This window comes from Streptomyces sp. NPDC048338 (genome assembly GCF_043201055.1).
Taxonomy (GTDB): domain Bacteria; phylum Actinomycetota; class Actinomycetes; order Streptomycetales; family Streptomycetaceae; genus Streptomyces.
The window spans coordinates 92,469-105,618 of record NZ_JBICYQ010000013.1 but is presented as its reverse complement, the minus strand read 5'-3'; the positions used below and the strand labels follow the sequence as shown (position 1 = coordinate 105,618).

Genomic DNA, 13,150 nt, shown 5'->3' with positions numbered 1-13,150 from the left:
GGACGGACAGGATGGACGGGACGGACAGGATCTAGCGGGGAAGTTCCACCGCGGACACGACGCCCCGGTCGAACACGACGTAGGCGATCCCGCCGACCGGGAGCACCTCGGGCTGCCGGATCTGCCGGTGGAAGAGGAGTCCCCAGTCCGGGTCGTAGGCGTCCTCCTCGGCCCGCGGGCCGGGAGCGCCGGGCACGGGCGTCGTCCGCAGGCCCGCGGGTCTGCCGTCCGCGCCGAGGCGCACGGTGTGGAGAGCGGAGTAGTCGGCCCACACCACCTGGTCGCCGGCGAGGAGCGGACGGGACAGGCCCTGCTTCAGCCCCGCGGGGGCGGCCCCGGTCGCGTACGACCCGAGGACGCCGCCGTCGCGCGGATCGCGGATCGTGAGCCTGCCGTCCAGGACGACGACGGCGTTCGGGCCGATCACGGAGGGGGCCGGCTCCGCCACGGCGGCGGGGACGCTGCCCTTCTCGGCCAGGGTGGCGGAGTCGAGGGCGTGCAGCCGCCCCTTCGGTCGCGTGACGTCCGCGCAGTAGGCCGAAGGGCCGAGGACCATCAGCTCCCAGCACTGCTGGGCGCTCGGGTCGACCTGGCCGTGCACGGCGCCGGTCCTCGCGTCGAAGGCGGTGAGGCCGCCGTCGGTAAGCGCGTACACCAGGCCCTTCGCGTAGGCCACCGGCTCGTACGGCCGCTTCTCGGAGTCGGCGAGCGTGTTGTTCGTCAACGCCTTCCTCCACAGCACCCGGCCGTCGGCCAGGGAGAAGGCGGTCATGCCCACCCGGCTCGACCCGGCGTCCTCGCCCTCGGCCGTCGTCGCGAAGACCACGCCGTCCGCGACGATCGGGCGCGTGCCGGTCCCCTGCGCGTCCCACGCGTCCTTCTTCCAGCGGACGGCGCCGGTGACGGCGTCCCGGACCTCCAGCCCGTCCGAGGAGGCGAGGACGACGGACGTGTCGTGAACCGTCGGCCGGGTCGCCCCGCCGGCGATCCACGTCTCGCCGTGGGCGGTGATGTAACTGAAGCCGTTCCGGTTGCCCTCGGTGCCGGCTGCCTCCCACAGCTTCCTGCCCGTCGCCGGATCCAGCGCCTCGAAGTGTCCGTCCGTCCTCCGGCACACGAGCACCCGCTCCCCGGCCGAGCATCCGAACGCCGGGGCGCCCAGCTTCGTCCGCCAGGGCTTCCAGCCCGCCGGCCGCTGCGCCGCGTTCTGCGGCACCACCCCCGAGGCGTCCGCCAGACCGCGGTCGTCCACGCCTGGGATCCGCGGTCCGCCGGGCGCCGGCGGCGCCGCCTTCGGCGGCGGCGTCCGCTTCGGCCCGGCGCCCTCGGGCCACAGCAGGTAGGCACCGATCCCGCCGGCGGCCACCGCGAGCGCCCCCACGGCCGCGACGAGCGCCCGGCGTCCCCGGCGCGGGGCGGCGACAGGTGCCGGAGCCACCGGTGCCCGCGTCGGTACGGAGTGCAGTCCGGGCGGCCCGGACGTCACCACGGGCCCGCCCGGCAGCGGCAGCAGCGGTCCTCCCGAGGCCACCAGCCGTGCCAGCTCCGCCCCGTACTCCCCGATGTGCTCCCGTACGCCCTGCGGCCAGGACGGCGCCCGTTCCCCGCCGAGCAGCTCCACCAGCCGCTCGGGGGCGGGCCGGGCGGCGGGGTCGAGGGCCAGGCACGCGCCGATCACCTCGCGCAGCTCCTCCGGGACCCGCTCCAGGTCCGCCTCGGCCTGCGAGACCCGGTAGAGGACGGCGGCCAGGGGGCCGTCGCCGAAGGGATCCTCGCCGGTCGCCGCGTAGCAGAGCAGGGAGCCGAGGCAGAAGACGTCCGAGGCGGCGGTCACCTTCCGGGCGCCCGCCACGTGCTCGGGCGACATGAAGGCCGGGGTGCCGACCATCATCCCGGTCGCGGTCATGGTGGTGGCCCCGCTGCTGCGGGCGATCCCGAAGTCGATCAGGCGCGGCCCGGTGACGTCGAGCATCACGTTGCCGGGCTTGAGGTCGCGGTGCAGGACCCCGGCCGCGTGCAGGTCGGCCAGCGCGCGGGCCACTCCCGCGCCCAGCTCCCGCACCGTCGCCACCGGCAGCGGGCCCTCCCGCCGCACGGCCTGGGAGAGGCTGGGGCCGGGCACGTACGCGGTGGCGAGCCAGGGCACCTCGGCGTCGGCGTCCCCGCCGACGGGTGCGGCGGCGTACGCGCTCCGCACCACGCCCGCGACCTTGATCTCGCGCCGGAAGCGGTCCCGGAAGCCCGGGTCGCCGGCGAAGTCCCGCCGTACCGTCTTCAGGGCGACGTGGACGCCGTCCGCGGCGCCCTCCCGGGTGTCACGGGCCAGGAAGACCTCGCCCATGCCTCCGGCGCCGAGCCGCGCCAGGACCTCGTACGGTCCGATCTGCCGTGGCGCGCTCCCGCGCAGCGGTCCCAGCACGCTGTCGTCCCCCCTGTGACACGTCGTCAGCATCGCATCATTGCATGTGCATGCAAGACGAAGGGCCGGACCCCGAGGGGTCCGGCCCGGACGTGCGGACGGCGGCTCAGCCGGTGTACGGCTTGGCGCTGAGGATCTTCACCGCGGCCTTCTTGCCGTTCGGCAGCTCGTACTCGGCGTCGTCCCCGGCCTTCTTGCCGTTGACGCCGACGCCGAGCGGGGACTGCGGCGAGTAGGTCTCGATGTCGCCGCTGGCGTACTCGCGGGAGGCCAGGAGGAAGGTCATCGTGTCGTCCTCGTCGCCGTCGAAGGCGATCGTGACGACCATGCCGGGCTCGACGACACCGTCGTCCGCCGGGGACTCGCCGACCTTGGCGTGCTCCAGGAGCTGGGTGAGCTGGCGCACGCGGAGTTCCTGCTTGCCCTGCTCCTCCTTGGCCGCGTGGTACCCGCCGTTCTCGCGCAGGTCGCCCTCCTCGCGCGCCGCGGCGATCTTGGCGGCGATCTCGGTTCGCGCGGGACCAGACAGGTACTCCAGCTCGGCCTTGAGCTGGTTGTACGCCTCCTGGGTGAGCCAGGTGACGTTGTCGCTGGTCTGGGTCACAGGTGCTCCTCGTAGGTACTGGGAATACAAAGCATCGCCCTACCCTGAAGGATCGTCCTTCCTGGGTGGGCGAAACCACGAGCCTAACAATTTGTGGCGAAAAGGGGGAGGACAAAAACCATCAGGATGTCGTCGTCCCAGGTGAGCCCGTGAATCGGAGATCGACGCGCCGCCCGGTCACTACCCGCCGCTACCGTGCGGTACACCCCACGAGCTCGGCGCTGGTCGCCCGGGCCGTCGTGCGGACCGTCCAGACGCGGTCGACCCGGTCGGCGGCGTCGTCGACGCGGACGTCCTTGCGGCCGACCTCGGCCCCGTCCTCGGAGCGCGTGCGCAGGGTGCAGACTCCGCGGGCGTCGGTGTCCTTGCGCACCTCGAGGTGCACCTGGACCTCGGTGTCGCTGACGACGTCGAACTTGATCATCTCGGCGCTGATCCTGCTGTCGACGACGTAGTACCAGCCGAACCAGCTCATCAGGCCGAGGAACACCACGCCGAGCACGGCGCCGGCGATCCTGAGCTTGCGGTCGGCGCGCTCGTCCGCGGAGCGGCCGTAGCGCCCGTCGGGCAGCCGGCCCTGGACCGCGCTCATGATCGTTCCTCTCGACGCCGGGGGTGCCCGGAATATTCGGCCCCCCGGTTCCGTCACTATAGAGACCTCCCTCCGCGACCAATCACTGAGGATCGAGTCTTGACTGAGCAGCTGCGACTGATGGCCGTTCACGCCCACCCCGACGACGAGTCGAGCAAGGGCGCGGCCACGATGGCCAAGTACGTGTCCGAGGGGGTGGAGGTCCTTGTGGTGACCTGCACGGGCGGCGAGCGCGGCTCCGTCCTCAATCCCCAGCTCCAGGGCGACGCCTACATCGAGGCGAACATCCACGAGGTGCGCCGCAAGGAGATGGACGAGGCCCGCGAGATCCTGGGCGTCTCGCAGGAGTGGCTGGGCTTCGTCGACTCCGGCCTGCCGGAGGGCGACCCGCTGCCGCCGCTGCCCGAGGGCTGTTTCGCCCTGGAGGACGTCGACGTCGCGGCGGGCGAGCTCGTCCGCAAGATCCGGGCGTTCCGTCCGCAGGTCGTCACGACCTACGACGAGAACGGCGGCTACCCGCACCCCGACCACATCATGACCCACAAGATCACGATGGTGGCGTTCGACGCCGCGGCGGACACCGAGAAGTACCCGGAGGCCGAGTTCGGCCCGGCCTTCCAGCCGAAGAAGCTCTACTACAACCAGGGCTTCAACCGTCCCCGCACGCTCGCCCTGCACGAGGCGCTGCTCGAACGCGGCATGGAGTCCCCGTACGGCGAGTGGCTGGAGCGCTGGAAGGAGTTCCAGCGCGCCGAGCGCACGCTGACCACCTTCGTGCCCTGCGCGGACTTCTTCGAGACCCGCGACAAGGCGCTGATCGCCCACCGCACCCAGATCGATCCGGACGGCGGCTGGTTCCGCGTCCCGATGGAGATCCAGAAGGAGGTCTGGCCGACGGAGGAGTACGAGCTCAGCAAGGCGCTCGTCGACACCTCCCTCCCCGAGAGCGACCTCTTCGCGGGCATCCGCGACAATGCCTGACATGAGCGCACACCTGGCACTGACCCAGCTTGTCCCCTTCGCCGCCGAAGAGCTGGACAAGAACAAGGTGACCCCCGGCGTCCTCGGGTTCGTCGTCTTCGCCGTGATGGCCGTCGCCGTCTGGCTGCTGATGAAGTCGATGAACCGCCACATGGGCAAGGTCTCCTTCGAGGAGGCCCCCGGCCCCTCGGGCGGCCCGGCGGCGTCCCCGCAGCAGGGCAAGGGCACCCCGGAGAAGTGACCGCGGCCGCCCGGCGCGGGCTCCCGCCTCCTCGGAGACGGCGGAGCCCGCGCCCGGGCGCACCCGGTCAGCCCGCCTGGTCCGGCTCCGGCTCCCGCCCGGGCACCGGCACGCCCATCACCTCGCGGGCGTGACGGTTCGGGACCATCCCCAGCGTCCACGCCTGCCAGCCGGCCGACGCGTGGACCCCGCGCTCCAGCACCAGGGCGTACGCCTCCGCGCAGTCCTCCAGCTTCCCGTCACGGCTCGGATGGCGCTCCTCGACGAGCCGGGCCAGTTCCTCCCGGGCCAGCGCCGTCGCCGCGTCCACGTCCCCCGGCGACGCGTACGGGAGCAGCGTGCAGCGCAGGAACCGCGCCCAGTCGGAGCCCCGCCGGTCCTCGTACGACAGGAAGAGCCGGCTCGCCTCCTCGCACAGTTCCAGGGCCTGCACGGCCTTGCCGTTGCCGGCGTCCACGATCGCCAGCTCCAGGCACGTCCACGCCTCGCCGTGCGCGACCCCGATGCGGTGGAAGTCCGCCCGGGCGTCCACCAGGAGCTGGCGGGCGAACCCGGAGTTGCGCAGGTTCCCGGTCTGGGCCGCCCGCTGGTCCCGGGTCACCCGGCCCGAGTGGTGGCGGGCGCAGGCCAGCCCGTACACGTCCCGCATCCGGGAGAACATCGTGCGCGCCCGCTCCAGCTCCCGGACCGCCTGGTTCCGGTCGCCCCGCTCCTCCAGCGCCTGCCCCAGGTAGTACAGCGTCCATGCCTCGCCCCGGGCGTCCTCCTGCTCCCGGTGGCGGGACAGCGCCTGCCGCAGCCCGTCGACCGCGGGCGAGGCGTCCCCCTCGACGAGCCGGGCCCGGGCCAGCTGGGTGAGCGCCCACGCCTCGCCGCGCCCGTCGTGGGTGCGGCCGTACTGTTCGAGCGCCTGGCGCAGTTCGGAGTCGGCACGCTCCACGTCGCCCATGCGCAGGCAGACCTGGCCCAGCTGGAAGTGGGCCCAGGCCTCGCCGTGCAGCGACTCGTTCTCCCGGTGCAGCTCCAGCGCGGCGCCGAGCAGCACGAGCGCCTCCGCCAGGTTCGCCCGGTCCCGTTCGACGGCGGCCAGCGCGTGCAGCGTCCAGCCCCGGTCCGCCGCGAGCGAGGCCGGCTCCTGCAGCGCGAGCGCCTCGCGCAGCTTCGCCGCGGCCTCGATCAGATTGCCCTGGTGGTGCAGCGTGATGCCGAGCGAGCAGAGGGCGAGCGCCGCCCCCGCGTCCTGGTGCGCCTCCTGGTAGAGGGAGACCACCGACGTGAGGGTGGTGCGGGCCTTGTCGAGTTCGCCGAGCTGGCGGGCCGCGATGCCGGTTCGCCACTGCACCGAACGGGACAGCAGCCCCTGCCCGACCGCGTCGGTCAGCTCGTTGATCTCGCCGAGACGGTAGAGGTCGCCGCGCAGCAGGCAGTAGTCGCAGAGGGCGCCCAGCAGGTTCAGCACCGTCTGCTGGTCGACGCCCTCGGCGTGCCGCAGCGCCGCCGTGATGAAGCTGGACTCGTCGTCCAGCCAGCGCAGCGCCGCGTCCAGTGAACCGAAGCCGTGGCCGCCGAACCGGTCGGCGCGGGTCGACATCTTGCCGTCGACCATCCGGATCACCGCGTCGGCCAGCTCCGCGTAGTTCTGGATCAGCCTCTCCTGGGCCGCCGCGATCTCCGTCGCGTCCTCCTCGTCGAGGAGCCGGGCCGCGGCGAAGCCGCGCACCGCGTCGTGCAGCCGGTACCGCTCGCCGCGCACGTGGTCGAGGAGCCCGGTCCGGGCCAGCTCCCGCAGCAGCCGGGCCCCGTCCGGCCCGTTCCCCCCGAGCAGCGCGGCCGCCGCGGCCGCGCCCAGCGAGGCCCGCCCGGCCAGCGCGAGCCGGCGCAGCAGCCGCCGCCCGTCGTCGTCGAGGTCGGTGAAGTACCGCACCGACAGCGACCGGTCGAGCGGATGCCCGCCCCAGCCGGGGCGCTCCAGCAGATGCGCCAGGTCGCTCATCGAGCGGCGTCCCAGCGAGGAGCCCGCCACCCGCAGCGCCAGCGGCAGCCCGCCGCAGAGGTCCCGGATCCGCTCGAAGGCCTCGGAGTCGTACGGCCCCGGGTCGGGCGTCTCGGCCGCCTCCCGCAGAAGTTCCTCCGCCCCCGCCGCGTCGAGCGCCGCCACCGGCAGCTGGTGCAGGGCGGCGGGCACCCCCTCGCCGAGGTCCAGCGGCTCCCGGCAGGTGACCAGGACCAGGCTGTCCGAACGCTCCGGCAGCAGCGTGCGGACCTGCTCGGCGTCCACCGCGTCGTCCAGGATCACCGTCACGGGCAGACCCGTCAGATGCTGGTGGTACAACTCCGCCAGCCTGCGCACCTGTTGCTCGGCCGAGGTCCGCTCGCGGAACAGCAGCTGCTCGCGCGGGGCGCCCAGCCGGTTCAGCAGGTGCAGCAGCGCCTCCCGCGTCGACAACGGCTTCTCGCCGCGCGTCCCGCCGCCCCGCAGGTCCACCACGCACGCACCGCGGAACTGGTCCCGCAGCGCGTGCGCCGCCCGCACCGCCAGCGTGGTGCGGCCCGAACCCGGCTCGCCGTGCAGCACCACGACCGTCGGCCGGGTCGTCGTGGCCACCCGGCCGGCCTGCACCCACTGGGTGATCTGCGCCAGCTCCGCCCGCCGGCCCGCGAACGGCCCGCCCGGGTCCGGCAGATGGCCGAACGACTGCTCCAGCACCGTGCGCCGGCGGGCCGCCGCGCTCCGGTCCGCGCCGCGCAGCTGCGCGACCACCTTCTGCGGCGGCTGCGCGGCGGTCGCGAGCAGCACCCGCTGCTGCTCCAGGAACGGCCGGACGCCCCGCACCTCCAGGGCGGTCAGCCACTGCAGCCGGAGCTGCTCGGGCCCGCCGGGCCGGCCGAGAGCCCCGGCGCGGCGGCGCGCGGCCGGCCACTGAGCGGCCGTCACCTTCAGGACGGTCGCCGCCGCGCCCGCCACCGCCACCACCGCCCCGGCGCCCAGCGCCGTACCGGCCGGTGTGCCCAGGGCCAGGTCCGCGCCGACGGCCGCGACCGCCGCGACGGCCGCGACCAGCGCGGGAGTTCCCGCCGCCGGCCGCGCGGCCGGCGGCCGGATCTCCGCCTCCGTCTCCTCGAGGGCCCGCAGATAGGCCCCGTACTCCTCGCCCGCACCCGTCGCCATGGTGTCCAGCGCGGCCCGGCCGCGCGCCAGCAGTGCCGCCGAGTCGGTGCGGCCCCCGGAGCGGCGCACCTCCTCCTCCACGGCGCGTGCCAGCAGCCGTTCGGCATCGGCCCGGTGGCTGTCCCGCATGTGCGTCCCCCTCCGAGAGCTTCCGCTTTCCGGGAACAAGTGTCCTGCGTGACGCGCGTCGGCGCGAGGGAGCGACGCGATCGGCCGGGAGCTGCCGGGCCCCGTACGGCACTCCGGACGGGGCCGAACGGGCGGCCGTAGACCTCCCGTCCGATGGCGTTCATCTGCCGAATACCGCGTCCGAGTGACCCCCCGGAACCAATCCTCCCGGCCGCAGTTGATCAGCGTGCTTCGGGTAACGGAGCGTTACAGGGCCCTCGAGCTCAAGAAGGAAGACTCGTGATCAAGAAGGTTCTTGCTACGGCGGCAGTCGCGGCCTCGGTCGCCGGTATGTCTGCGACGACCGCGATGGCGGCCGGCAACGACGGTGGCAGCGCCAACATCATCGGCAACACGTCGCACCAGTCGATCGGTAGCAACCACACCGGTGGCTACATGAGCCCGAACTTCGGTCTCATCAACGGTGGCGTCCTGCACTGCTTCGACATCCAGAAGGTCCAGGCCCAGGTGCCGATCGGCGTCATCGCCGTCCCGGTCGCCGTCCAGGACGTGCTCGGCAACCCGATCTCGAACCAGACCTGCACCCAGAACTCCGTGCAGCAGAAGGGCGACGACGCCCTGTCGCACATCCTGGGCGAGGTCCTCTCCCAGAACGGGAACGTCGGCGGCTGAAGCCACCCGCTCCACTGAAGCGGCCCCGTTCCTCGCAGAGCCAGTGCGAGGAACGGGGCCGCTTTCCGCATCACTGCCCCGTTCGCCGGCCGCTCACCCGTGGCGCATGGCCGGGGCTCCGCCGAGTGGGCGAGGATGGGAAGCATGCCGAACAGACTGGCCCATGAGACGTCCCCCTATCTCCTCCAGCACGCGGACAACCCGGTCGACTGGTGGCCGTGGTCGGCCGAGGCCTTCGCCGAGGCGCGCCGGCGCGACGTTCCCGTGCTGCTCAGCGTCGGCTACAGCAGCTGTCACTGGTGCCATGTGATGGCCCACGAGTCCTTCGAGGACGACACCACCGCCGCGTACGTCAACGAGCACTTCGTCGCCGTGAAGGTCGACCGCGAGGAGCGCCCCGACGTCGACGCCGTCTACATGGAGGCCGTCCAGGCGGCGACCGGCCAGGGCGGCTGGCCCATGACGGTCTTCCTCACCCCGGACGCCGAGCCGTTCTACTTCGGCACGTACTTCCCGCCCGAGGCCAAGCACGGCATGCCCTCCTTCGGTGACGTCCTCGACGGCGTCGCCCGGGCCTGGACCGAGCGCCGCGACGAGGTCGGCGAGGTCGCCGGAAAGATCGTGACGGACCTGGCGGCCCGCTCCCTGGCGTACGGAGGCGACGGCGTCCCCGGCGAGGAGGAGCTGGCCCAGGCGCTCCTCGGTCTGACCCGCGAGTACGACGCGGCCCGCGGCGGCTTCGGCGGCGCGCCGAAGTTCCCGCCGTCGATGGCGCTGGAGTTCCTGCTGCGGCACCACGCGCGCACCGGTGCCGAGGGCGCCCTCCAGATGGCCGCCGACACCTGCGAGGCGATGGCCCGCGGCGGCATCTACGACCAGCTCGGCGGCGGCTTCGCCCGCTACGCGGTGGACCGCGACTGGGTCGTGCCGCACTTCGAGAAGATGCTGTACGACAACGCCCTGCTGTGCCGGGTGTACGCCCATCTGTGGCGGACCACCGGCAGTGACCTGGCCCGCCGGGTCGCGCTGGAGACCGCGGACTTCATGGTCCGCGAACTGCGCACCTCCGAGGGCGGGTTCGCCTCCGCGCTGGACGCCGACTCCGACGACGGCACCGGCCGCCACGTCGAGGGCGCGTACTACGTCTGGACCCCGGCCCGGCTCGCGGAGGTCCTCGGTGAGGAGGACGCCCGGTACGCGGCGCGCCACTACGGGGTGACGGAGGAGGGAACCTTCGAGGAGGGCGCCTCCGTGCTCCAGCTGCCGCAGGACGCCGGAGTGGCGGACGCGGAGCGGATCGCCTCCATCGAGGCGCGTCTGCTCGCCGCCCGTGACCTGCGGGAGCGCCCCGGCCGCGACGACAAGGTCGTCGCCGCCTGGAACGGGCTCGCGATCGCCGCGCTGGCCGAGACCGGCGCGTACTTCGACCGCCCCGACCTGGTCGAGCGCGCGACGGAGGCCGCCGACCTGCTCGTACGGCTCCACATGGACACCGGTGCCCGGCTCACCCGCACCTCGCGGGACGGCCGGGCCGGAGCCAACGCCGGCGTCCTGGAGGACTACGCCGACGTCGCCGAGGGCTTCCTCGCGCTCGCCGGGGTCACGGGCGAGGGCGTCTGGCTGGAGTTCGCCGGATTCCTGCTCGACATCGTCCTCGACCAGTTCGTCGCCGAGGGCAGGGCGTTGTACGACACCGCCCACGACGCCGAGGCACTGATCCGCCGCCCGCAGGACCCCACCGACAACGCCACCCCGTCCGGCTGGTCGGCCGCGGCGGGAGCCCTGCTCTCGTACGCCGCCCACACCGGCTCCACCGCCCACCGCGAGGCCGCCGAGGGTGCGCTCGGCGTGGTCAAGGCACTCGGACCGCGCGCGCCCCGCTTCATCGGCTGGGGCCTGGCCACCGCGGAGGCGCTGCTCGACGGACCGCGCGAGGTCGCCGTCGTCGGAGAGCCGGACGACGCCGCGACGAGCGGACTGCGCCGCGCGGCGCTGCTCGGCACCGCTCCCGGCGCGGTCCTCGCCTTCGGCGCGCCGGGCGGCGAGGAGTTTCCCCTGCTGCGCGACCGGCCGCTCGTCGAGGGCGGCGCGGCCGCCTACGTGTGCCGCCGGTTCACCTGCGACGCGCCGACGACGGACCCGGCGGAACTCGCCCGGAAACTCTCCCGCTGACCCGCGCGAAAACCCCCCACGTCGCACACCAGTACGGGGTGCGACGTGGGCGGAGTGAATCCCGCCGCCGCGCCGACTGTGGAATGATGCGGGAACCGCAGCGGATGGGAGGGAAGCGATGGCGCCCGATCCCGGTAAATGGGAGCGGATGGCCTTCATTCCGAAGAGCCGTTATGTGGCGGACCCGCCGCCGCCACCTGCCGACCGAGGGGCATTCCCCGTCTATTCCTCACTCGCCCAGCGCTGGGCCAGCGCCGGGCGCACCGTGCCGGGCGTCCCGGACCTGGAGTGGGAACGCCTGACCAAGACGCCGATCTGGCCGCGTTGAGCGGACCGGCCGCCATCCGCGGCATCGAGCGCGAAAGAGGGGCCGTCCGGGCGGACGGCCCCTCTTTCGTGTCGGAATGCAGGCCGTCCGGCGCAATTCGACTGGCGCAATGGAGTGATTACCGTCGGTCGGACGATCAGTCGGTTTCCTTTTCGCGGCATGGTCGTTGTGATGTGTGCAGCGGAGGCCGGGGCATGAAGTGCGCCCGCGCATCACGAAATACGTGAAAAGTCTTCCGCCGCAGAAAGGATCCAGACGAAATGAAGTGCAAGAAGGCTGCGGTCGTCTTCGCCGGACTGGTCATGGCCCTGGGCGCCGCATCTCCCGCGATGGCGGACGCCGACGCCTACGGTGCGGCCATCGGCTCCCCGGGCGTCCTGTCCGGCAACGTGGTCCAGATCCCGATCCACGCCCCGATCAACGTCTGCGGCAACAGCGTCAACGTGATCGGTGTGCTGAACCCGGCGATCGGCAACTACTGCGCCAACTACTGACGCAGCCGCGCGCCCCGCACGGGCGCGCCCCTGACAGGGCCGGTCCCTGCGGCGCCCCCACGCCGCAGGGACCGGCCTTCGTCACGCCCGGACCGCGCCCGGCCGCCCGCCCCCCGTACGCGGCGGGCCGATCCTGCCGCGCGCCGAGGCCCGCAGCCGCTGCCGCACGCCCCGCACCAGCCGCCCGGCCGTGTAGCCGGCGCCGAAGACGAACCGCATCGACGGGCCGTACGAGGGCGCCGTCAGCAGCCCCGCGAGAAACAGGCCCGGGTGGGACGACTCGAACAGCGCCCCCACCTCCGGCGCGTCCGAGGCCCCGGCCCGGCGCAGTGACTCCCGGAGCCCGGGCGCGAGGACCTCCGTCCGGTGCAGGCTCGGCGTGAACCCGGTCGCCGCGATCACGTGGTCGGTCTCCCACGTCTCCGTCCCGCCCGGCCCCGCCACGTCGATCCGCAGCCGGTCGTCCGGGGTCGGCGCCGCCGCGACGACGCGCGAGCCGAGCCGTACGTCGGTGACGGCCGCGAACCGGTCGCGCAGCCACCAGGCGCCAGCCGGACCGAGGGCCGAGCCGAAGAGCCGCTCACGGGTGGGCGCGGGCAGCCGCCGGAAGACCCCGGGGGTGTCCGCGTACAGGCGGTTCTGCCAGCCGCAGCCCAGGCCCGTGTGCGGGGCGCGGAAGGACTGCCACGGGCCGCGGTCCAGGGCCGGCGGCAGGGTGTTCCAGTTCAGCCGGTCCGCGCGGGCGACGATCCGGGCCTTCGCCCCCTGCTCGGTGAGCAGCGCGGCCGTCTCCAGGGCCGCCTGGCCGGCGCCGACCACCGTGACGTCCCGGCCGGCGAAGCCGTCGAGCTCGCCGTGGTGGCTGCTGTGGGTGACGAACCGGCGGGGGAGACCCCGCAGCGGGGCGGGGACCTCCATGAACGGCAGGACGCCGACCGCGAGCGCCACGGTGCGGGCGCGCAGGGTCTCGCCGTCCTCCGTGACCACGGCGAACCCTCCGGCGGCCGGGGCGACCGAGGCGACCAGGCGCTCGTCGAGCGAGGGGACCGCCCGGCGGGCGAACCAGTCGCCGTACGAGGCGAAGAGGCCGACCGGGAGCGGGACGCCGTGCTGGGCGCGGACGCCCCGGCCGGCGGCGTAGGCGTCCAGCCCGTACGTCCCCGCGGGATCGGAGAGATGGGAGGCCCAGGGCTCCGACTTCAGGAACATGCCCGAGGGCATCGCGTGCCAGGACGCCATGGAGCGGCCGAAGGTCCGGGCGCGCAGCCCGTGCGCCGCCGCGTGGGCGGCCACGGACAGCCCGTAGGGCCCCGCTCCCACGATCACCAGGTCGTACATCGCCATTTCCG

The 13,150-nt window shown here is 73.7% G+C and carries 11 protein-coding genes; 6 read left to right on the top strand and 5 right to left on the bottom strand.

The genetic code is table 11. From position 1 onward, the window contains the following. Positions 1-31 precede the first annotated feature (31 nt). The 3 genes from ACGFZF_RS28045 to ACGFZF_RS28035 all read right to left on the bottom strand — a co-directional run bounded on the left by ACGFZF_RS28045 (position 32) and on the right by ACGFZF_RS28035 (position 3,615). A complete protein-coding gene (locus ACGFZF_RS28045) occupies positions 32-2,452 on the bottom strand; it encodes a protein kinase (RefSeq protein ID WP_393558553.1) in 2,421 nt (806 codons plus the stop codon). Between the two features lie 73 nt (positions 2,453-2,525). Then, complete coding sequence (gene greA, locus ACGFZF_RS28040; protein ID WP_147980950.1) at positions 2,526-3,023, bottom strand: transcription elongation factor GreA; 498 nt, start codon at positions 3,021-3,023, stop codon at positions 2,526-2,528. A gap of 190 nt (positions 3,024-3,213) precedes the next feature. After that, positions 3,214-3,615 (bottom strand): DUF4307 domain-containing protein, encoded by a 402-nt coding sequence (locus ACGFZF_RS28035; RefSeq protein ID WP_393558551.1) that lies wholly within the window; start codon positions 3,613-3,615, stop codon positions 3,214-3,216. Between the two features lie 99 nt (positions 3,616-3,714). Between ACGFZF_RS28035 and mca the strand changes: the two genes are divergently transcribed. Next, positions 3,715-4,596: a mycothiol conjugate amidase Mca gene (mca, locus tag ACGFZF_RS28030; RefSeq protein ID WP_393558549.1), complete on the top strand. Its 882-nt coding sequence runs from the start codon at positions 3,715-3,717 to the stop codon at positions 4,594-4,596. Then, positions 4,589-4,837 (top strand): hypothetical protein, encoded by a 249-nt coding sequence (locus ACGFZF_RS28025; RefSeq protein ID WP_393558547.1) that lies wholly within the window; start codon positions 4,589-4,591, stop codon positions 4,835-4,837. Before mca ends, ACGFZF_RS28025 begins: the two co-directional genes overlap by 8 nt. Before the next feature lie 67 nt (positions 4,838-4,904). Here ACGFZF_RS28025 and ACGFZF_RS28020 read toward each other — a convergent pair whose 3' ends face one another. Next, positions 4,905-8,135: a tetratricopeptide repeat protein gene (locus tag ACGFZF_RS28020; RefSeq protein ID WP_393558545.1), complete on the bottom strand. Its 3,231-nt coding sequence runs from the start codon at positions 8,133-8,135 to the stop codon at positions 4,905-4,907. 279 nt (positions 8,136-8,414) lie between these two features. On the opposite strand from ACGFZF_RS28020, the gene ACGFZF_RS28015 reads away from it, so the two are divergent. The 4 genes from ACGFZF_RS28015 (at position 8,415) to ACGFZF_RS28000 (ending at position 11,801) form a co-directional block, all read left to right on the top strand. Then, positions 8,415-8,807, top strand: a complete 393-nt coding sequence (locus ACGFZF_RS28015; RefSeq protein ID WP_356599264.1) for a rodlin — start codon at positions 8,415-8,417, stop codon at positions 8,805-8,807. A gap of 144 nt (positions 8,808-8,951) precedes the next feature. Then, the gene (locus ACGFZF_RS28010) at positions 8,952-10,979 is read left to right on the top strand and encodes a thioredoxin domain-containing protein (RefSeq protein ID WP_393558542.1); all 2,028 of its coding nucleotides are present in this window, start codon (positions 8,952-8,954) and stop codon (positions 10,977-10,979) included. Positions 10,980-11,097: 118 nt separating this feature from the next. Further along, positions 11,098-11,307 (top strand): hypothetical protein, encoded by a 210-nt coding sequence (locus ACGFZF_RS28005; RefSeq protein ID WP_356599260.1) that lies wholly within the window; start codon positions 11,098-11,100, stop codon positions 11,305-11,307. A gap of 260 nt (positions 11,308-11,567) precedes the next feature. Further along, positions 11,568-11,801 (top strand): chaplin, encoded by a 234-nt coding sequence (locus ACGFZF_RS28000; RefSeq protein ID WP_393558540.1) that lies wholly within the window; start codon positions 11,568-11,570, stop codon positions 11,799-11,801. 81 nt (positions 11,802-11,882) lie between these two features. On the opposite strand, the gene ACGFZF_RS27995 is transcribed toward ACGFZF_RS28000, so the two are convergent. Continuing rightward, positions 11,883-13,139, bottom strand: a complete 1,257-nt coding sequence (locus ACGFZF_RS27995; RefSeq protein WP_393558888.1) for an FAD-dependent oxidoreductase — start codon at positions 13,137-13,139, stop codon at positions 11,883-11,885. Between the last annotated feature and the right edge of the window lie 11 nt (positions 13,140-13,150).

Excerpts from the sequence above, each read along its gene's own strand:
- ACGFZF_RS28010 (WP_393558542.1), top strand. The coding sequence starts at position 8,952 with ATGCCGAACAGACTGGCCCATGAGACGTCCCCCTATCTCCTCCAGCAC.
- ACGFZF_RS28045 (WP_393558553.1), bottom strand. The coding sequence starts at position 2,452 with ATGCTGACGACGTGTCACAGGGGGGACGACAGCGTGCTGGGACCGCTG.
- ACGFZF_RS28020 (WP_393558545.1), bottom strand. The coding sequence starts at position 8,135 with ATGCGGGACAGCCACCGGGCCGATGCCGAACGGCTGCTGGCACGCGCC.
- ACGFZF_RS28005 (WP_356599260.1), top strand. The coding sequence starts at position 11,098 with ATGGCGCCCGATCCCGGTAAATGGGAGCGGATGGCCTTCATTCCGAAG.
- ACGFZF_RS28025 (WP_393558547.1), top strand. The coding sequence starts at position 4,589 with ATGCCTGACATGAGCGCACACCTGGCACTGACCCAGCTTGTCCCCTTC.
- ACGFZF_RS28000 (WP_393558540.1), top strand. The coding sequence starts at position 11,568 with ATGAAGTGCAAGAAGGCTGCGGTCGTCTTCGCCGGACTGGTCATGGCC.
- ACGFZF_RS27995 (WP_393558888.1), bottom strand. The coding sequence starts at position 13,139 with ATGTACGACCTGGTGATCGTGGGAGCGGGGCCCTACGGGCTGTCCGTG.
- ACGFZF_RS28035 (WP_393558551.1), bottom strand. The coding sequence starts at position 3,615 with ATGAGCGCGGTCCAGGGCCGGCTGCCCGACGGGCGCTACGGCCGCTCC.